The organism is Mucilaginibacter litoreus (assembly GCF_042676805.1).
Taxonomy (GTDB): Bacteria; Bacteroidota; Bacteroidia; order Sphingobacteriales; family Sphingobacteriaceae; genus Mucilaginibacter; species Mucilaginibacter litoreus.
Genome location: NZ_JBHTHZ010000005.1, coordinates 16,971 through 36,725, shown reverse-complemented (window position 1 = coordinate 36,725; position 19,755 = coordinate 16,971). Strand labels below are relative to the sequence as shown.

The following is a 19,755-nucleotide window of genomic DNA, read 5'->3' as shown; positions in this document are numbered from 1 at the left end:
GCTAAATTGATTTTATGCTTAACTATCAAATATTATTTCCGCTTCCGGCTTAAGGAAGCAAAAACGGCAGCTGTAACAAAAGTACCTATCAGCACTTTCTTCAGTAAGCCTGCTTTATTGTACTTCCATTCCGCCTTTATGCCGCGCTCGGCTAATATGTTGGGGAAATGCCCTTTCTTGATATCATCAATAATACCTTCATAAACATTTATCCTGTCGGCCAGTATCAATGGTATCCAATGACGGTACCGGTCTTCGCTATGCTTAAAAGCATAACGGCGTATAGCGCCGCTCAACCCGCTTGGCGGCACTGAGGTACCAAATACGGCAGATAAAGTTGGCCGTTCGTTGGATTTTAAAATCTCTACTTCAGCCGGTTGTTGCGCAGAACGATCGTACCGTAGGCGCTTATGGTCGTCGCCGGTGTAGTTTTTCATAGGGTACGTTGGTTCATTTTCAGGGTCGGCATCCATGCCCCACCCTGGTATACTTTTATATTGTTCTTCTGCAGTTGTCATGACTTAAGATTTTTGTGATGGAATTAATACCGTTTTTATACAATTATCAAGCTTTGATGAAAAAATATTATAAGCATCAGAGATCTCTTCTAACGGTATACGGTGTGTTATCAGTTCGCTTGGCTTAAGCCTTCCTGCTTGTACATGATCTATCAGCTTAGGCAGCAAACGTTTAACTGACGCCTGGTTGGCCCGTAGTGTAATGCCCTTATTTAAAATATTACCGATAGGTACTAAATTGAATGGAGGCCCGTAAACGCCTACAACAGATACAATACCGCCCTTTTTCACCGAATTTATGGCCCATTGCAGGGCGGTAGCTGCACCGGCCTGGGCTAAGGCTACCCTGCCGCTAAAGGTTTGCAGCGTGTTTCCCTCAGCCTCGCAACCTACACAATCTATACAAACATCGGCGCCATACCAGTCGGTTGTTTTTTTAAGAAATACTACCGGGTCTTCCAGAGATTTAAAATTATATACTTCGCATTTTGCATAGTTCTTCGCAAACTCCAACCGGTAATCAATATGGTCGATAACGATTACGCGTGACGGACCGAAAAACCAGGCGCAACGCGCTGCCATTATCCCTATAGGCCCGGCACCAAAAACAACCACAGTATCGCCTTGTTTTATGCCGCCCATTTCTGCTGCCTGATAGCCGGTTGGCACAACGTCGGTCAGTAAAACAGCATCATCAGGGTCCATATCCGCAGGGATAACTGTAGGGCCAACATCGGCATAAGGCACACGGACATATTCGGCTTGCCCTCCGTCAAACCCGCCCGCCGTATGCGAGTATCCGAAAATACCGCCTACTGCAGTTGCCATTGGATTAGATTCATGGCAGTTGCCATACAAACCCTGTTTGCAGAAATTACATTTTCCGCAGGCAATATTAAAAGGTACCAGTACTTGATCCCCTACCTTGAGGTTTCTTACCATTGGGCCAACTTCTTCAACAATGCCAGTAAATTCATGACCGAAGGTTGATCCTACCCGCGTGTCAGGTACCATTCCGTGGTATAAATGAAGATCTGATCCACAAATGCAGGTACGTATCACCCGCACGATTGCATCCTCGGGGTGCAATATTTCGGGCATTGGTTTTTGTACCGTTCTGACCCTGTAAGGGCCCCTATAATCCATAGCTAACATAACAGTGATTCAATACTTATGGTTAAACAATCAGTTTGCGTTCTGTACCGGTAGGTAATTGTAAAATATCGGCAGTATTATTTTTCAACAAATAAATGCCACCAATGTTTAATAAATTTAACTTTTAAGAAAAACTATATAAAACATTGCATTGTTAGCTTAATAATTTTCGCTACCATAGCAAACTTTATAAGTTAAAACCTGAGAAATGACTGAAGAAGACGACTTTGAATTTTCAGAACATACAACACTGCAAGAGGCCTTTCATATAGAATTAGACCTTTACGAGACAGGCGATTACAGTAATTTGCTGGTTGTACCCTGTAACGACAATTACATTATAGTAAGCGGCAACGAACATTTATGCACATTGACAAAAACATGTGATGCGCCGGAATGCTGGGAGCAGCAGGATGGCAGCCTGGAAGATGAGCTGGTTGAAAAAATAGGTGCCGCAATCAGCGGGTATATACAGTCTATTTAACTGTCTTATAAGCCACATCAATACTAACTTATGTGGCTTATAAAACACTACTATATATTATATAACAGAATTAGTACTGCACATTAAAGCGGTATACACCCGCAACAACGTGATAAGGCAGTTTACTATTAATAGTTGCCCCATTTAAATTTACCTTTGAATTATCAGCGTCAGGAAATGTGATATCCGCTGATGAATTAGCCGGTACTGTCACATCGTACACAACATTTTTCCCTTCTCTTTTCCATGATGATATAATATTACCGTATGGCCCGTTATGGCTAACTGTAAAGTAATTTAAGCCTGCTACAAAATTTGGTTTTAGCAATATATTTTTAAAGCCCGGATGCTTTTCATCTACATTGATACCGCCCAGGCCTTTAAAGAACCATCCTCCTATTTCGCCAAACATCATGTGGTTTAAGGAGATGTCTCTTGAAGCATTGATATCCCAGTTTTCGTACAATGTGGTAGCACCGTTCACTATCCACCACCCCCATGACGGGTAAGTATCCTGCGAGGCTAATTTGTAAGCGGTTTCCGCTTGTCCATTAGCACTTAAGGCATTAAGAATGGCTTTTGCGCCCAATACACCAACATCTATATGCATGCGATCTTTTGCTACTCTTTTCGCAAGATTTTCGGCCAGTTTAGTGCGATACTCATCAGGCACTACATTCCATTGCAGGGCCATGCTCAGCTCAGTTTGTACGCCACTTCCATAAGTACAACTGGTTTTATCGAAATACTTATCGTTAATAGCTTTCCTGATCCTGGCCGCAAGCTGACTATAATATTGTTGATCTTTGATATTGCCTAACAGGGCTGCAGCTTTTGATAATATGGTTGCATCTACATAAAAATAGATAGATGACGTATACTCTAAAGATGAAGATGATTTTACTGGCACCCAGTCGCCCCTGCCAAAAGTGGTTAAGCCGGTCGGGCTGATTTTGTTTACATAATTAACATAAGCTTTGATGTTGTTGTAATTATCAGCCAGCGGTTTGCTGTCACCGTAAAACAGGTACAGGTTCCATGGAATGATGGCAATGGTGCTGGTCCAGTCGGTACCGTTGGCAGTACCATATCCCCAGCCGCCTGTGGGGATAATATCAGGCAGCACACCGTTGGGCTGCTGCTCATCACGATGATCGCCGAGCCATTTTTCATAAACCGAAATGCCATCAAAGTTAAACAAGCCGGTTTCCACAGCAAAATGTCCGTCACCTGTCCAGCCATTCTTTTCGCGTTGCGGGCAATCTGTTGGGTAACCAAACAAGTTTGAGAGGTACGAGGCATTAGTAGCCGCCCAAAGCTTATCAATAAGCGGGTTAGACGAACTTAAGCGCCCGGCCGGCTCCACATCACTATGCATAAAGTAGGCGGTCACATCTTCTTTTTGTAGTTGTATCGGCTTATTGCTATGCACCTCAACGTATTGAAAACCTTTATAATTAAATCGAGGCATAAAATCAACGGTGCCTTTGCCATTAAGCGTTACTATATCTGTTTGATATGGGTCGGTATTATCTTTAGGGCGGTAGTAAACATCAATGTTTGAAAGATCTACATGCCCTTTCTTTACGGCATCTTTGTAAAGCCTTTCGCCATGGGCAATACGCACTACAGTACCACTGTCTCCCCGCAGTTTTAAACGGCTAACGCCTGAAAAATTACGGCCAAAATCAACTACATAATTAGTATCGCTGAATTTCATTATTGACTTTGTCACTATCTCCTCTACATTCCTGATTGGGACCATTACCTGGCTTACGATATTTTTAGAAGGTGCTGCGCGATAAGAAGTTTCAAGCCACTTGCTATCGTCAAAATTTACGGTGTTCCATCCGGGTATTTCCTGGCGGCTGTCATAATGTTCGCCGGTATAAATGCTATTGAACACGATAGGGCCACTGTGCGTTTTCCAGCTTTCATCGGTAAATATGGTTTGTGTAGTGCCATCCTCATAAGTTATTTTTAAGTCGAGGCAAAAGGTTGGCCGTTGACGCCAGGGTGCTCGGTCGAAATTCCAAACCGCAAGCGACTGATGATTATACCAACCATTACCAAGTATTACCCCAATCGCGTTTTTACCATCCTGAAGCTGTTTGGTAACATCGTAAGTTACGTAAAGGTTCCTCCTGTCAAAACGGGTATACATTGGGTCAAGGCGATGATTGCCAATTTTTTCGCCATTAATGTAAAGCTCATACAAACCGCCAACAGCTATATATGCCCGTGCCGAATGTACTTTTTTTATTGCGTTAAACGTTTTACGGAAATATGGCGCTTTAAGTGTATTAATACTGCCACCATCGCTTATCCAACTGCCTGTCCAGTTGTTTATTCCCATCATACCCGTCTCAAAAAAAGTGATCTTACTATCATTCTGCAAAGCACCGTTTTTGTCCCAGGTACGCACTTTCCAATAGTAACGTGTAAATGGTTGTAGTGCGGACCCATGGTAAGCTATTAAAATAGCTGAAGATTTAACTTTACCGGAGTTCCATGCCAGGTTTTTGCCCGAAGCAAGTTGTACTGAATCTGTTGACAACAACACTGTATAAGCGCTTTGAAGCGCACCTTGCCTGCTATCGTTTATTTGCCATGAAAGCCTTGGGTGCTTTTCATCCACACCTATGGGAGAAACAAGGTGCTCGCACTTCAAATTGACCGCCCCACCGGATGCAGCATTGACATGAAAACCTGCGAACAATAAACTTATGGCTAAACTTAAATTAAAAAAAATGCGATTGGTAGAAAGAAACATCTATAATTAAGTATATAATGGATTGCTAAAATAACCAATCAAGACCATACAGCTGTGCCCAACTGTCTTGTATGTGCTAAAAAAAACGCATCCTTTAATCAGAACTAAGGTTTGCGTAATAAGTTACTAAATTACAGCCAATGCCTGCACCTGTGGTTAAAAAGCATAACGTATTGAGCAGTAAGGGATCATTTCGGTACACAGGTTCAGTAATTCGTTAACCAGTTCCCGTTTTAAATTGTTCTTATACCGAACGTTACGCTGCCCTGTTTGGCTATATTTTACCTGCTGTATATCCGGCCGCCAGAGTACTTCTTCTGCTTTAGGGTGCCAGTCCATATTCACTTCGTGCAATTGCTGATTGTGAGTCAGGAAAATAATTTCGGTGGCCAACTGGCGTTTTGTCTCCTCATCCAAAACATTGTTCATTTCATCAAAAAGCTTACGCCAGTCTTCCAGCCATCCCTCATAAAAAATAACCGGCGCAAATGAAGCATTTACCTCATAACCAGCCTGCCGGAACTCGTTCATCACAGCTATGCGGTCGCTTATCGGCGTAGTACGGACATCTACAAGCTTTGACATTTGATGCGGCATCAGGCTAAAGCGGATACGGGTTTTGTGCTGAGGGTCGTAAGTTAATAAGTCGCGGTTGACAAATTTAGTAGCAAAAGTGAGTTTTGCATTAGGTAACCCACTGAACAAATGTATAAGATCCTTTACGTTATCGCATATCGCGACATCTGCAGAACAATCTCCGTTCTCTCCTATTTCATATACCCAGTACTCAGGGTCTATATGGTCCGGAATAAGCTTCTTTCCCTGCCTGCCGGCGTGGCGCTCAAGATAGCCCATTATCTTTTCAATATTTACAAAAATGGTTATGGGGTTTGCATAACCCTTTCGGCGCGGAACATAACAATACGAGCAGGACATAGCGCACCCGTTAGATTGAGATGGCGCCACCCAATGCGAACTGCGTGTATTTGGCCGGGCACTAAGGCTGTGCTTAGCGCCGAGGATCAGTACATTTTTTTTATTCCATAGCCAGTCTTCAACCGCACCGGCAAAACCAAACAACTCGGGTATCTGGTTGTGAGTTTTCACCTCAATCAGTTTAGCATCCGGATACCTTGCCAAAATTTCCCTGCCGCGGGCATACTCATGTATGTTGGGTTCATGATAGATTTCGTGGATGGTTAACAGATGGTCAATATTCTTTTCGTGCAGCATACCTATTAAAAGCCAGTATCGTACCAAAAAATAAATTTAATTGATCTTAAAACTTTATGTTGTAAGATGCTATATTCACCCAACTTCTGTAAGTTAAACTTTGATATTTCAAATACACATCACTTTAAGCCTAATGTACTGCTTCTTTGAGCGGTCTACTAATTCTTGCAATCAACAGCAGGCCGAGTGCTGCTGAAAAGCCAAACGCTACCATAATTGATTGAAAATTATATTATATAAATATTTCTACGATGTCTGATTGATTTTAAGACTTTAACCGGTTTGTAAATTTTGCAACTTTTCCATATTTACGTTGCAAGTAAAAACGGCCTTTATTATGTTTGCAGCCCGAATTTTCACTAATGACAGAACAGTTAAACCTGGTTGAAATAGTCTCCAGACATGTGCTTTTACAACAGAGCCGTAAAGCACTTAAAGGCCGCTGCCCCTTCCACAAGGATGAAACCACATCGCTGATGGTGATACCGGCAAGTAACGTTTTTAAATGCTTTGGTTGCGGCGCCGAAGGCGGGCCAATAGAATTTATGATGGCTATTGAAGGTAAAACTCGCAACGAGATAATTGCCAAGCTCGCCAGCAAAAACTTCCCGGCAGCTAAGGTTGTGGGTGCGATATAATTATCGGCCTGCAACTTTGATCATTTACTATTGATAAGCATCTTTTTAAGTGCAAGGCTATCGCCTTTAAAAACATCAAAATCAACAGTGTGGCCAATACCGTTGATGTGCCCGGTTTCTGAATGCTGCCAAAACTTCCAGTTGGTATTTGAGCGCACCTTAAGTTTTGGCTTGTTATAATGTGCTATCCATAGCGGATAATCATCGAAAAAGCCACGCAGATAATCATTATAAAAACTAAGGCCTGTATAAATAACAGGTTGTACGTTTGTTCTTGACTCTACATACCTTAAAAAATCTTTCAGTTCTTTTCGCATAGCGGAAGCAGACTTGCCGTCTAACCGTTCAACATCAACAACCGGGGGCAGGTCGCCATTTTCAATCTGTACATTTTGCAAAAAGAATCTCGCCTGCCACAAACCATTTTTATTAGCCCTGAAAAAATGATATGCCCCGCAGTAAATTCCCGTTTTAGCGGCTTCGCGCCAGTTACGTTTAAAATAAGGGTCAACAGTCAGCAACCCTTCAGTAGCTTTTATAAAGGCAAATTTAATCGCTACGCTATCTTCATGCATTCTGCTCACCTTTTGCCAGTTTATTTTACCTTGCGCGTACGATACATCAATACCGTGTATGCTGTAACCCTCAGGGATACTAATCCCGAAGCTTTTGTATACACGCCCTGATGGCGGTGTGCCAATATCTTTTATCCATCGCCACGAGGCAGAGAAGGTTTTAAATATATAACCATAATAAAAGGGCGATAGCAGAATAGCAAAGGCAAGTATAATTAAGTACCACTTTATGTAAGGGTAATTATTTTTCTTCTTTTTCTTGACGGCTCTCTTTCGGGGGGCACTTGTTGTTTTCTTTTTAGCGGCAGGCACGCGCAAATATACGCCAGCCATAAACTTAAGGAAATAAAAATTTGAAGCAGTTGCCTGGTGTAAGAATAAAGCTATACTATTGTATAATATTATTGCTTTGTGGCAGATACTGTAAGTATGCAAAACACCATCCTGATCATAGACGACGAAAAAAAGCTGAACGATCTCCTTTCCCGAATTATAAGTCTGGAAGGCTTTAGGGTGTTACAGGCATTCAACGGTAAAGACGGCATAAAGCTATTACAGCAGGAGGACGTTTTGCTGGTGATAAGTGATGTAAAGCTGCCTGATGTAAACGGCATTGAACTGGTAAAAACAATTAAAGAAAAGAAACCTTACGTAGAAGTAATCAACCTCACCGCGTACGGAACTATTGCTGATGGTGTAAAAGCTATGCAAAATGGCGCCTTTAATTACATAACAAAAGGCGATGATAACGACAGGATAATACCCTTGGTTAACCAGGCGATTGAAAAAGCCTTACGGCAATCAGAAAAATTTAAAGAAGAGGTAAAGGCAACTGCAAGACAAAACTTCAATAGTATCATCGGCAACTCCAAGGCCGTTTCTGAGGCTGTTTCGCTGGCACGTAAAGTAGCAGCTACCGACACTACCGTATTACTTTTAGGAGAAACAGGGACCGGCAAAGAGGTATTTGCATCGGCTATACATCATGAAAGCGAACGCAGGTTAATGCCTTTTGTAGCTATTAATTGCAGCAGCTTTACGGCAGAGTTGCTGGAAAGCGAATTATTTGGCCACAAAGCCGGCGCATTTACCGGCGCCCTTAAAGATAAAAAGGGCTTATTTGAAGAAGCCCAGCACGGCACCATATTTTTAGACGAAATAGGCGAAATGAGCCCCGAATTACAAGCTAAATTGTTGCGGGTGCTCGAAAGCAAAACTTTTATAAAAGTTGGCGATACGCAAACTACCCGTGTTAATGTCCGCATACTTGCAGCCACTAATCGCGATCTTAAAAAGGAGGCTGATGAAGGACGTTTCCGGTTAGACCTTTATTATCGTCTATCCGTATTCACTATTTGGCTACCATCCCTAAATGACCGTAAAGGCGATATTGAATTATTGGCAGCGTATTATTTAAAGCAATTTGCTGCTAAAACAGGGAAAAGACCGTTAAAAATGAACGAAGACTTCTTGAGCCTGCTTAACAAGCATCATTGGAAGGGCAATATACGGGAGCTTAAAAATGTAATAGAACGTGTTGTAATATTAGCAGATGAAGACACCTTAACACCCACCCTATTACCCCCCGACTTTAACTATGACAATGCCAGCAGCAACTCACTTGACCTGGCCAATATAGAAAAGCAGCATATTCAGAAAGTGCTTGCGCATACCTACGGCAATAAAGCTGAAACAGCCCGTTTACTGGGTATTGGAGTTACGACACTTTATCGCAAAATAGACGAGTATAAACTCGGTTAATCTATTCTATAATGAAAAAGAACCCTTCCATTTTGGTAGGGTTTTTTGTTTATGTATAAATCCCTCTTAATAAAATTCATTTAAAACCACTTATTATCAGCAGGTTATAAAAATAACATCTTACTGGTACCTCCTTTGCCTATAGTGGTCAAAAACATTTAAAAAATGATCACAATACTTCTATTTATCGCCATCCTTATCAGCTGGTGGTTCATCTTCAAATCTATCGACTGGTTCGAAAAAATCTGATTACCATGCTTATATTATTTATCATCTCAGTAGCAGTTTTTATATACATGGTGTATGTACTGCTTAAACCCGAAAAATTTTAACCGCTCTTAAAATGAACACAGAACTATATGGAATAATAGCCTCGTTTATACTGATGCTGGTTATTGCTATTCCGCTTGGAAAATATCTGGCCAAAATGTTTGCCGGAGAAAAAGTATGGACAGATTTTTTGAAGCCTGTAGAAAAGGCTATCTATAAATTATCTGGCATAAACCCCGACGAACCCATGAACTGGAAACAGTTTCTGAAAGCCATGATGACCATTAATCTGCTTTGGCTGGTGTATGGTTTTTTTGTTTTGATGTATCAGGATAAGCTGCCTCTCAACCCTGATGGCAACCCAGGCATGAGTGCCGACCTTGCCTTTAACACTATCATTAGCTTTGTTGTAAACTGTAACCTTCAGCATTACAGTGGTGAAAGTGGCTTAACCTATCTTACACAACACTTTATAATAATGTTTTTACACTTTGTAAGTGCAGCAACGGGCATCGCGTGCGCAGTTGCGTTATTTAAAGCTTTTCGTGATAAGACAACTACCGACCTGGGAAATTTCTGGAAATTTTTTGTACGCTCAATAACCCGTTTATTGCTTCCGCTATCAATAATAGTAGCAACAATACTGGCATTTAACGGCACCCCAAGCAGTTATTCGGGTAAAGACCGGTTTATATCTATGCAGGGTGATACGGTGAATGTATCGCGCGGACCAGCCGCACAAATGATTGCTATAAAACATTTAGGTACTAATGGCGGCGGATGGTTTGGCGCCAACTCGGCACATCCCTTAGAAAACCCTAACTACATAACCAATATGGTTGAGATAGTGTCGCAGATGATTATCCCTATGGCTATGATACTGGCATTTGGCTATTTCATTCGCCGAAAAAAATTAGGGTGGGTAATATTTAGCGTAATGCTGGTTGGTGCATTAATGTTAATTATACCTACTATAAGCAGTGAGCTTGGCGGCAACCCTAATATTGCCAAAATGGGCATTAGCCAGGCAACCGGGGCAATGGAAGGTAAAGAGGTACGCATTGGCCCAATGGCTACCGGTTTTTGGAGCACGCTTACCACCATTGTATCAACCGGCTCGGTAAACGGCATGCACGATAGTACAATGCCGCTAACAGGAGTTTGGCAGTTGCTGGGCATGATGATCAACGGCTTTTTTGGTGGTTGCGGCGTTGGTATACTTAACTACTTTGTGTATCTGATAATAGCGGTATTTATTTCAGGCTTGATGGTTGGCCGTACACCAGAGTTTTTAGGACACAAAGTTGAGGCGCGTGAAGTAAAGATCGCGGCATTGATAACGCTGTTAAGCCCATTGCTGATAATGGCTGGCACAGCGCTTTCAAGTTATGTGTTTATGCATAACGGTAATGCCAATTGGGCGGTTAAACCGTCGGCATGGTTAAATAATCCGGGCTATCATGGGTTTTCAGAAATGTTATATGAGTTTACTTCAGCAAACGCCAACAACGGATCAGGTTTTGAAGGTTTAGGTGATAATAATATTTTCTGGAATGTAACTACAGGCTTTGTACTTATCTTGGGCAGGTTCCTGCCAATAATTGGGCCGGTAGCCATTGCGGGTTTGCTGGCACAAAAGAAATATGTGCCTGAATCTGCCGGTACTTTAAAAGTTGATACAACCACCTTTGGTATCATGACACTGGCTGTAATACTGGTGCTTAACGCATTATCTTATTTCCCTGCACTGGCTTTAGGCCCCATTGCAGAGTTTTTTTCAATGACAAAATAATCCTGACGAAATGAAAACCCAGAATAAATTATTTGAACCGGCGCTTGTGCAAAGTGCATTAAGGGAAAGCATTGTGAAGCTTAACCCCAAAATAATGCTGCGCAACCCGGTAATGTTCACGGTAGAGATAGGCACACTGATAATGCTGTATATGACGTTTTACAGCTTTACCCATACGGGTCAGGGGTCATTTACTTATAACCTTGTCATATTCATTATCCTGCTGCTTACATTGCTGTTTGCCAATTTTGCAGAGGCAATTGCCGAAGCCCGTGGTAAAGCCCAGGCAGATAGCCTGCGCAAAACGCGTGAAGAAACACCCGCAAATGTTTTAATGCCTGATGGTAGTGTGGCAAAAAAATCATCTAACGAGCTTCGTAAAGGCGAAATATTTATTTGCGAAGCGGGGGATACTATCCCCACAGACGGTGAAATTATTGAAGGATTGGCCACGATAGATGAATCGGCAATTACAGGTGAATCTGCCCCTGTTATCCGTGAAGCCGGGGGTGATAAATCATCCGTAACCGGCGGCACAAAAGTATTGAGCGACCGTATCAAGGTTGAAGTAACCACTCAGCCCGGCGAAAGCTTTCTGGATAAAATGATCGCCCTGGTTGAGGGCGCGTCGAGGCAGAAAACACCTAATGAAATAGCTCTGACTATCCTGTTAGCCAGCTTTACACTCATATTTGTTATAGTTTGTGTAACCCTTAAACCCTTTGCCGACTATGCCAATACGCCCATCACTATAGCCGCGTTGATATCACTTTTTGTTTGCTTGATTCCTACAACCATCGGGGGTTTGCTATCGGCCATAGGTATAGCGGGTATGGACCGGGCGTTGCGCGCAAATGTTATAACCAAATCTGGCCGCGCGGTTGAAACTGCCGGGGATATTGACGTACTGTTACTGGATAAAACAGGAACTATTACTATCGGCAACCGTAAAGCAACACAATTTTGGCCAGCGCCTGGCATTTCAGATAATGACCTGGTAAAAGCGGCGGTTTTATCATCACTGGCTGATGAAACCCCCGAGGGTAAATCAATTATTGAGCTTGCCCAGGATAAACAGGCCCGGTTTAGCCTTAAAGCGCCAGAGGGCTCTGAGTTCATTAAATTCACTGCAGAAACCCGTTCGAGCGGCATCAATACGCCCGACGGTACAGAGATCCGCAAAGGTGCATTCGACTCTATACGTAACCTAACTTTAAAAGCAGGTAATACAGTTTCCGCTGAAGTGGAAGAACGGGTAAAGGCTATTTCATCAAACGGTGGCACGCCGCTGGTAGTTGCACAAAATGGCCGGGTATTGGGCACAATTGAATTACAGGACATCATTAAACCAGGTATTGCCGAGCGTTTTGAACGGCTGCGCAAAATGGGTATCAAAACCGTGATGGTTACCGGGGACAACCCGCTCACCGCAAAGTTTATTGCCGAGAAAGCCGGTGTGGACGATTTTATTGCCGAAGCCAAGCCTGAGGATAAAATGAACTATATTAAACATGAGCAGCAAAACGGCCGCCTTGTAGCCATGATGGGCGACGGTACCAATGATGCCCCGGCACTGGCACAGGCAGATGTAGGTGTGGCCATGAACAGCGGCACACAGGCCGCTAAAGAGGCCGGTAACATGGTTGATCTGGACAACGACCCGACTAAACTGATCGAGGTGGTTGAAATTGGCAAACAATTGCTCATAACCCGTGGTACGCTCACTACATTCTCTATTGCTAATGACGTGGCCAAATACTTTGCCATAGTACCGGCATTGTTCATCGCATCCATACCGGCATTGCAAAGCATCAATATTATGCGGCTGCATAGCCCGGAAAGCGCCATATTATCGGCAGTGATATTTAACGCCATTATCATCCCCATGTTAATACCATTGGCATTAAAAGGTGTGGAATATAAACCTATCGGGGCAAGCGCTTTGTTGCGCCGCAACTTGCTTATTTATGGGTTGGGTGGTGTAATAGCGCCTTTTATCGGTATCAAATTAATTGACCTGTTGATCTCTTTAATGTTCTGAAATCATGAAATCAAATATCATAAAATCTTTACGCCTTACACTGGTATTAACCGTTTTACTATGTGTATTATACCCTGTATTCATCGCCCTTGCCGGTAAATTGTCACCCGGAAAAGGCGACGGAGAAACTATTATCATAAACGGCAAAATGGTTGGTTATGCCAACATAGGTCAGAAATTTGATCAACCACAATATTTTTGGGGAAGACCATCGGCGGTTGATTATAATGCGGCAGGCTCAGCCGGTTCAAATAAAGGGCCAACAAATCCCGATTATCTGAAACAGGTAAGTAACAGGGTGGATACCTTATTAAAATATCACCCATATCTTAAACGGAAGGATATACCTGCCGACATGGTAACGGCATCAGGCAGTGGCCTGGACCCCGATATATCACCTGCCGGAGCAACTATTCAGGTACGTCGGGTAGCTCAAAATCGAGGGCTTGCTGAAGAGCAAGTTGCCAGATTAGTAAAGCAGCATACAGAAAAACCGCTATTTGGGCCACAAACTGTAAATGTACTTAAACTCAATATAGCGTTAGATGCGCTAAAGAAATAAAATCATCAGGCGCCGTGTGCGCTATATGCCTTATTCGCAGCTTCGCTGCCGCATTAAATAACTTATCAAATGAAAAAAATTTTATTGGCTGCTGCCATCTTAGGCTGCACCATTACTGCAACTGCACAGGATACTGTAAAGAAAGCAAGCAACTTAACTATCAGCGGTTATGCCGAGTTGTATTACGGGTTCGATTTTAATCGCCCTGCAAATAACACACGACCTGGTTTTGTGTACTCGCATAACCGTCATAACGAGGTCAACCTTAATCTTGGCTTTATCAAGGCAAATTATGATAACGGGAATATTCGTGCTAATCTGGCATTAATGGCAGGCACCTATGCCAATGCCAATCTCGCTGCCGAGCAGGGTGTTTTAAAAAATGTGTTTGAGGCTAACGCCGGTATCAGACTTTCAAAAACAGCAAATCTTTGGCTGGATGGCGGTATCTTTGCATCACACATCGGCTTTGAAAGCGCTACATCTAAAGATTGCTGGGTGCTTACCAGAAATATTGCTTCAGAGAATACACCTTACTATGAATCGGGTGCTAAACTCACTTATATAACAAACAATGGCAAGTTAACACTTACAGGTTTGTATCTTAACGGATGGCAGCGCATCAACAGGCAGGATGGCAATAGCAAACCGGCGGGTGGTATACAGTTAAATTATAAACCTACCAATATGCTTACGCTTAATTATAGCAATTATTTAGGCACTGAAGGCGCTGACTCGGTTAGGGTGCGTCGTTTCTATAACAACTTTTATGCTATCTTTCAGGTTACAAGCAGTTTGGGCCTGACAGCAGGATTTGATTACGGAACGCAGCAAAAGTCAAAAGGAAGTAATGATCATCATCATATTATTTCGCCGGTAGCCATTGCGCGGTACCAGTTTGCAAACAAATGGGCCCTGGCCGGACGCTTTGAGTACTATCAGGACAAGGACGGAATGTTGATCGCTACGGGGACAACACACGGCTTTGATACAAAAGGTTACTCCGTAAACATTGATTATGCGCCAGTTGCAAACGCCCTCATACGCCTTGAAGGGAAAATTTATGATAGCAAGGATGAGCTATTTGTAAAACAGCAAAATCTAACTAATCATAACTCATTGGTTACTGCAAGTTTTGCAGTTTCCTTTTGATAATGATTTATCAATAAACGGGTGGCTGCGCCATCCGTTTTAAATTTTAAACAGTATTAAGCATAAGCTACAATGCCGCAGGATGTAAACAACGCTAATTCGGTTAAAGAGTTTATCGACCTGATTAAAAAATCAAGGCGGGGTAAGCTAAAAATATATATCGGCATGAGTGCCGGTGTTGGCAAAAGTTACCGGATGCTGCAAGAGGCACATGCATTGCAACGTAATGGAATCGATATTCAAATAGGTTACATAGAAACACATAAGCGTACCGAAACCGAGGCATTACTAAATGGTTTACACATCATTGAGAGGCGCAAAATATTTTACAAAGGGAAAGAGCTGGAGGAGATGGACCTGCAAACTATCCTTAACCGCCACCCTGAAGTAGTAATTGTGGACGAACTTGCCCATAGCAATATTGAGGGCAGTAAAAATAATAAGCGCTGGCAGGATGTGCTGGACATAGTTGAAGCAGGGATAAGTGTTATTACAGCAGTAAATATACAGCACCTGGAAAGCTTAAACCAGGAGATTGAAGAGATTACCGGCGTGCCTATAACCGAGCGTATCCCTGATAAGGTTTTGGAGATGGCCGACGAAATAGTAAATATCGACCTTACCGCAGATGAGCTGATAGACCGTTTAAAAGAAGGCAAGATTTACGATAAAAGCAAGATAGAGCGTGCGTTGAACAATTTTTTCCAGAATGAAAAAATACTTCAATTGCGCGAGATAGCGCTGAAAGAGGTAGCCCATCACCTGGAAAGGAAAATTGATATTGAGGTCCCTAAACAAATAAAATTAAGGCCCGAAAGATTTTTAGCCTGTATATCATCTAACGCGGAAACTGCCAGAATAGTGATACGTAAAACGGCAAGGCTTGCCTCCTACTACCGCTCGCCGTGGATAGTGCTGTATGTACAAAGCAGCAGCGAAAGTGTAGATAGAATTAAGCTTGATAAGCAACGGCATTTAATTAATAACTTTAAACTTGCTACCGAATTGGGCGCAGAAGTTATTAAGCTAAAAAGTAACGAGGCTACAGCTTCCATTATGAAAATTGCAGAAGAACGGGATATTACTACTATTTGTATTGGCAAGCCGCATTTAAGCTTATTTCAGATAATTTTAAGAACAACCGTATTTAATCAGTTGCTGAAAAAAATAGCAGCTACTGAAACTGATTTAGTGATACTATCATGAAAGTAAAAAATAAACTCCGGTTAGGTTTTGGCTTTTTATTTATTGTTGTGCTGCTTTTTGGGGCTGTATGCATGTATTATATCAACCGGATATCAAACAGCGCTAAAATTATTTTAAAGGATAACTATGAGAGCCTGAGCTATTGCCGCGAGATGCGGAATATATTAGATGAGAACACGCTCCCGCTGAATAGTGTTGCGATAAAAAATTTTAATACCCAGCTAACCAAAGAGGCGCGCAACCTGACCGAACCCGGTGAAAAAGAAAACGTGAAGGGCTTGATGAAATCCTTCAGGCAATTGCAGGATAAAAGTAAGCAAACTTCTATAACTGACATTTTACAGGCACAAAAAGCTGCCCGCAGATATATAAGGCAGATAGAAACGATAAACATGAAGGCCATTGTGAATAAAAATGAGGCCGCGCATACGTCAATTGATCAGGGGGCCATGTTTTTAGGCCTGGCTGTTACGTTTACATTCCTTATATTATTTAGCTTCAGCTTTAATTTTCCAGGTATAATACTTAACCCTTTAAATACTTTGCTTACAGGTATAAGGGCTATCGGTCAAAAAAACTATAGCCAGCGTATACACTTTGCAAAAAATGATGAGTTTGCTGAAGTAGCTAATGCATTCAATGATATGGTGATCAGGCTGAATGAGTGGGAGAACAGCAATCTGTCTAAATTAATGTCTGAGAAACTACGCATCGAAACTATTATCGAGCAAATGGAAGATGCAATTATCGGAGTTAATGAAAACCAGGAGATACTATTTATTAATACGGCAGCAAAAAAAATCCTCAATTTAGGTGCAGAGCAGACGATAGAACGATCTGTTACTGATGTTGCACAAAGGAACGACCTGTTTAAATCAATCATCGGTCAGGATAAAGAGGGCAAACCATTCAAAGTGGTTATAGATGGCAAAGACGCTCATTTTCAGCTACAAGTCAGAGAAATTTGGGTGCCTAACCTATCAGCTAATGGTATACAGACCCTGAATATTGCAAAAACACGTGCAGGCAATGTGTATATACTTAAAAATATAACAGAGTTTAAAGAGCGGGATGAAGCAAAGACCAATTTTATAGCTACCATATCACACGAACTAAAAACGCCGATCTCATCTATCAAAATGAGTTTAAAACTAATGAAGGATAAACGGATAGGTCACATCAATACAGAGCAGCAACAACTGCTGGAACATATTAAAGATGACAGCGACCGCTTACTGAAAATCACGAGCGAACTTTTAGAACTTTCACAAATAGAAACCGGCAACCTTCAGTTAAATTTTTTAAGCGTTAAACCCGAGCAGATAGTAGATTATGCCCTATCATCGGTAAGTTTTCAGGCACAACAAAAAGAAGTGACCCTGCAGGTAATTAAGGATGAAAACCTGCCAATGATAATGGTAGATGTAGAAAAAACCGCCTGGGTGCTGGTCAACCTCTTATCAAACGCTTTACGATACAGCGCCGAGAAATCAAAAATTGTGATCAGTATAGTTGCTCAGGATAATAAGGTAATATTTTCTGTAAGGGATACAGGTAAGGGAATTGATGAGCAATATCAAAAACGTTTATTTGACCGCTATTTTCAAGTACCTACAGACGGACAGAACAAAACCGGATCGGGGCTCGGCCTTGCTATATCCAAAGATTTCATAGAAGCGCAAAGCGGCCATATTTGGGTGCAAAGCGCCATTGGTGAGGGCAGCACATTTAGTTTTGAGTTACCAGGCAGCAAGTAAAATATTTACTGATAGCCAATGGCCTGCAGCTCGAATAACTCCGCATAACGGCCAGCCTTTTTCAGTAACTCCTGATGCGAACCAATCTCAACAATTTCTCCTTTATCCAGTACAATAATACGGTCGGCCATGCGCACGGTGGAGAAACGGTGTGAGATGAGTACAGCCATTTTACCACGGGTCAGTTCAGTAAATCTTTCAAATACTTGAAACTCTGCGCGGGCATCAAGCGCTGAAGTTGGCTCATCCAGTATAATCAGCTGTGCATCGCGCATATAAGCCCTGGCAATAGCAACCTTCTGCCATTCGCCGCCGGATAACTCTACACCTTCAGCAAAACGCCTGCCCAGCATTTGCTCGTAGCCGCCTGGCAGCTTTTTAGCCAGCTCATCCGCCAGGCTCTGGGTGGCCGAACGTTTTATCAACTCTTCGTTTGTCTGCTCATCAATATTACCGGCTGCGATATTCTGAGAAAACGTCATCTGGTAGCGCAAAAAGTCCTGAAAGATAATACCAATATGTTTCCGCAGGTCGTTCAGGTCATATTCACGCAAGTCATATCCATCAAGAAGGATGCGGCCTTCGGTGGGGTCATACAACCGTGCCAATAGTTTTACAAGTGTACTTTTTCCAGCGCCATTTTCACCAACCAATGCCAGCTTTTCATTTGGGTGCAGGGTAAAGTTTAAGTTTCGGTTCGCCCAACGCTCGGTATGCAGGTACTTAAATCCGACATTATCAAACGTAAATCCTGTAATTATTGGATCTGGAAAAGGACGGGGTTTATCCGCATTGTGTATTTTAGGCTTTATCTCAAAAAAATCAAAAAAGTCTGTGAGGTATATAGCGCCTTGAGACACGGCCGTAAAACGGCTTAAAATACTCTCCAGCAAGGTACGCAACTGCCGGAATGATCCGGCCAGAAAAGTTAGTTCGCCAATGCTCAGCGCTCCTGCTACGGTTTGCCGGATGATGAATATGTAAGCACCATAATATCCTATGCTTCCCAGCAAGGCAAAAAAAGTGCCCCACAAAGAGCGATTAATAGATATCCGTTTATTATCAACGTAAAATTTATCTGAAAGCACTTTGAAACGATCGGTAATAAACCCGGCCAGGCTAAACATTTTAATTTCTTTGGCCGTCTCATCACTTGCGCCAATGTAACGCAGGTAATCCAGTTCGCGGCGCTGCGGGGTTTGCCTGCGGCTTAACGCATAGGTTTGATCGTTAAAGTAAGATTCGCCCAAAAACGCCGGCAATATGGTAACAATAAGTAAGAGGATAAGCCATGGGTTAAACACGATCAAACCCGCCGCCAGGAAGGCAATAGTTATCAGGTCCTGCACCTGGCTCATTACCTGCGAAAGCAAAATTGTTCTGCCTACGGTTTGTTGCCGGGCGCGTTCAAGTTTATCATAAAATACAGCATCTTCAAATTGGTCAAGATCAAGCTGTGCTGCGTGCTGCATAATACGCACCGATGTGTGGTTGGCAAACAAGTCGCCAAGCAGGCTGTCGATAAGTGTAATAGCGCGTGTAAGACCGTCGGAAAGAATAGCAAGGGCAAACTCCACGCCTACTAATTTCCATACTTCGGTTGCGGCAAATAATGCATTCCCGGTACTTAGCTGAACCACCCTATCAATAATGAGTTTGCCGATATAAAGCAATAAGAAAGGGATAGACGCTTTGGCAAAGCGCAGCAAAATGTTTGTAAGCATCATGCCGGGGCCTGCCTGCCATACCAGCTTAAAAAAAGCCGGCAGGTTGCGCAGCGCTCGCAACCTGTCTTTTAGAGTAACAGTGCTATTGTTTTGATTTCGTTGCGCCATTTA

16 protein-coding genes are annotated in these 19,755 nt (G+C 42.5%); 10 read left to right on the top strand and 6 right to left on the bottom strand.

The features are described from left to right. Positions 1-32 precede the first annotated feature (32 nt). Both ACFQZX_RS08305 and ACFQZX_RS08300 read right to left on the bottom strand, forming a co-directional pair. Positions 33-518 carry a hypothetical protein gene (locus tag ACFQZX_RS08305; RefSeq protein ID WP_377113689.1) on the bottom strand — a complete coding sequence of 162 codons (486 nt, stop codon included), beginning with the start codon at positions 516-518 and terminating at the stop codon, positions 33-35. Between the two features lie 3 nt (positions 519-521). Continuing rightward, entirely contained in the window at positions 522-1,619 is a 1,098-nt protein-coding gene (locus ACFQZX_RS08300) for a zinc-dependent alcohol dehydrogenase (RefSeq protein WP_377113687.1), read from the bottom strand. A 262-nt stretch (positions 1,620-1,881) separates the two neighbouring features. On the opposite strand from ACFQZX_RS08300, the gene ACFQZX_RS08295 reads away from it, so the two are divergent. Next, complete coding sequence (locus ACFQZX_RS08295; protein ID WP_377113684.1) at positions 1,882-2,157, top strand: hypothetical protein; 276 nt, start codon at positions 1,882-1,884, stop codon at positions 2,155-2,157. 70 nt (positions 2,158-2,227) lie between these two features. Here the strand turns inward: ACFQZX_RS08295 and ACFQZX_RS08290 are convergent, their stop codons facing one another. Both ACFQZX_RS08290 and ACFQZX_RS08285 read right to left on the bottom strand, forming a co-directional pair. Then, positions 2,228-4,876: an alpha-L-rhamnosidase gene (locus tag ACFQZX_RS08290; protein ID WP_377113682.1), complete on the bottom strand. Its 2,649-nt coding sequence runs from the start codon at positions 4,874-4,876 to the stop codon at positions 2,228-2,230. 210 nt (positions 4,877-5,086) lie between these two features. Further along, a complete protein-coding gene (locus ACFQZX_RS08285; RefSeq protein WP_377113679.1) occupies positions 5,087-6,190 on the bottom strand; it encodes a spore photoproduct lyase family protein in 1,104 nt (367 codons plus the stop codon). A 335-nt stretch (positions 6,191-6,525) separates the two neighbouring features. Between ACFQZX_RS08285 and ACFQZX_RS08280 the strand changes: the two genes are divergently transcribed. Beyond that, positions 6,526-6,801, top strand: coding sequence for a CHC2 zinc finger domain-containing protein (locus ACFQZX_RS08280; RefSeq protein WP_377113676.1), 276 nt, complete (start codon positions 6,526-6,528; stop codon positions 6,799-6,801). A gap of 20 nt (positions 6,802-6,821) precedes the next feature. Here the strand turns inward: ACFQZX_RS08280 and ACFQZX_RS08275 are convergent, their stop codons facing one another. Further along, a complete protein-coding gene (locus tag ACFQZX_RS08275) occupies positions 6,822-7,709 on the bottom strand; it encodes a glycoside hydrolase family 25 protein (protein ID WP_377113674.1) in 888 nt (295 codons plus the stop codon). 96 nt (positions 7,710-7,805) lie between these two features. On the opposite strand from ACFQZX_RS08275, the gene ACFQZX_RS08270 reads away from it, so the two are divergent. The 8 genes from ACFQZX_RS08270 (at position 7,806) to ACFQZX_RS08235 (ending at position 17,917) form a co-directional block, all read left to right on the top strand. Further along, positions 7,806-9,137 (top strand): sigma-54-dependent transcriptional regulator, encoded by a 1,332-nt coding sequence (locus ACFQZX_RS08270; protein ID WP_377115308.1) that lies wholly within the window; start codon positions 7,806-7,808, stop codon positions 9,135-9,137. A gap of 254 nt (positions 9,138-9,391) precedes the next feature. Further along, positions 9,392-9,469 carry a K(+)-transporting ATPase subunit F gene (kdpF, locus tag ACFQZX_RS08265; protein ID WP_377115305.1) on the top strand — a complete coding sequence of 26 codons (78 nt, stop codon included), beginning with the start codon at positions 9,392-9,394 and terminating at the stop codon, positions 9,467-9,469. An 11-nt stretch (positions 9,470-9,480) separates the two neighbouring features. Continuing rightward, on the top strand, positions 9,481-11,199 hold the full coding sequence (gene kdpA, locus ACFQZX_RS08260; protein ID WP_377113672.1) for a potassium-transporting ATPase subunit KdpA: 1,719 nt from the start codon (positions 9,481-9,483) through the stop codon (positions 11,197-11,199). Positions 11,200-11,209: 10 nt separating this feature from the next. Further along, positions 11,210-13,240 carry a potassium-transporting ATPase subunit KdpB gene (kdpB, locus tag ACFQZX_RS08255; protein WP_377113670.1) on the top strand — a complete coding sequence of 677 codons (2,031 nt, stop codon included), beginning with the start codon at positions 11,210-11,212 and terminating at the stop codon, positions 13,238-13,240. A gap of 4 nt (positions 13,241-13,244) precedes the next feature. Further along, positions 13,245-13,802, top strand: coding sequence for a K(+)-transporting ATPase subunit C (locus tag ACFQZX_RS08250; RefSeq protein WP_377113668.1), 558 nt, complete (start codon positions 13,245-13,247; stop codon positions 13,800-13,802). 69 nt (positions 13,803-13,871) lie between these two features. Continuing rightward, positions 13,872-14,954 carry a porin gene (locus ACFQZX_RS08245; RefSeq protein WP_377113666.1) on the top strand — a complete coding sequence of 361 codons (1,083 nt, stop codon included), beginning with the start codon at positions 13,872-13,874 and terminating at the stop codon, positions 14,952-14,954. A gap of 72 nt (positions 14,955-15,026) precedes the next feature. Next, positions 15,027-16,160: a sensor protein KdpD gene (locus ACFQZX_RS08240; protein WP_377113664.1), complete on the top strand. Its 1,134-nt coding sequence runs from the start codon at positions 15,027-15,029 to the stop codon at positions 16,158-16,160. Further along, a complete protein-coding gene (locus ACFQZX_RS08235; RefSeq protein ID WP_377113662.1) occupies positions 16,157-17,917 on the top strand; it encodes a HAMP domain-containing sensor histidine kinase in 1,761 nt (586 codons plus the stop codon). Before ACFQZX_RS08240 ends, ACFQZX_RS08235 begins: the two co-directional genes overlap by 4 nt. A 5-nt stretch (positions 17,918-17,922) precedes the next feature. On the opposite strand, the gene ACFQZX_RS08230 is transcribed toward ACFQZX_RS08235, so the two are convergent. Next, positions 17,923-19,752, bottom strand: a complete 1,830-nt coding sequence (locus tag ACFQZX_RS08230; protein WP_377113660.1) for an ABC transporter ATP-binding protein — start codon at positions 19,750-19,752, stop codon at positions 17,923-17,925. Positions 19,753-19,755: the final 3 nt, after the last annotated feature.

Bases quoted from the DNA above. Each gene is read 5' to 3' on its own strand.
- ACFQZX_RS08245 (WP_377113666.1), top strand. From the start codon at position 13,872: ATGAAAAAAATTTTATTGGCTGCTGCCATCTTAGGCTGCACCATTACT.
- ACFQZX_RS08275 (WP_377113674.1), bottom strand. From the start codon at position 7,709: ATGGCTGGCGTATATTTGCGCGTGCCTGCCGCTAAAAAGAAAACAACA.
- ACFQZX_RS08250 (WP_377113668.1), top strand. From the start codon at position 13,245: ATGAAATCAAATATCATAAAATCTTTACGCCTTACACTGGTATTAACC.
- kdpB (WP_377113670.1), top strand. From the start codon at position 11,210: ATGAAAACCCAGAATAAATTATTTGAACCGGCGCTTGTGCAAAGTGCA.
- kdpA (WP_377113672.1), top strand. From the start codon at position 9,481: ATGAACACAGAACTATATGGAATAATAGCCTCGTTTATACTGATGCTG.
- kdpF (WP_377115305.1), top strand. From the start codon at position 9,392: ATGCTTATATTATTTATCATCTCAGTAGCAGTTTTTATATACATGGTG.
- ACFQZX_RS08240 (WP_377113664.1), top strand. From the start codon at position 15,027: ATGCCGCAGGATGTAAACAACGCTAATTCGGTTAAAGAGTTTATCGAC.
- ACFQZX_RS08230 (WP_377113660.1), bottom strand. From the start codon at position 19,752: ATGGCGCAACGAAATCAAAACAATAGCACTGTTACTCTAAAAGACAGG.
- ACFQZX_RS08280 (WP_377113676.1), top strand. From the start codon at position 6,526: ATGACAGAACAGTTAAACCTGGTTGAAATAGTCTCCAGACATGTGCTT.
- ACFQZX_RS08235 (WP_377113662.1), top strand. From the start codon at position 16,157: ATGAAAGTAAAAAATAAACTCCGGTTAGGTTTTGGCTTTTTATTTATT.
- ACFQZX_RS08300 (WP_377113687.1), bottom strand. From the start codon at position 1,619: ATGCCCGAAATATTGCACCCCGAGGATGCAATCGTGCGGGTGATACGT.
- ACFQZX_RS08295 (WP_377113684.1), top strand. From the start codon at position 1,882: ATGACTGAAGAAGACGACTTTGAATTTTCAGAACATACAACACTGCAA.
- ACFQZX_RS08305 (WP_377113689.1), bottom strand. From the start codon at position 518: ATGACAACTGCAGAAGAACAATATAAAAGTATACCAGGGTGGGGCATG.
- ACFQZX_RS08270 (WP_377115308.1), top strand. From the start codon at position 7,806: ATGCAAAACACCATCCTGATCATAGACGACGAAAAAAAGCTGAACGAT.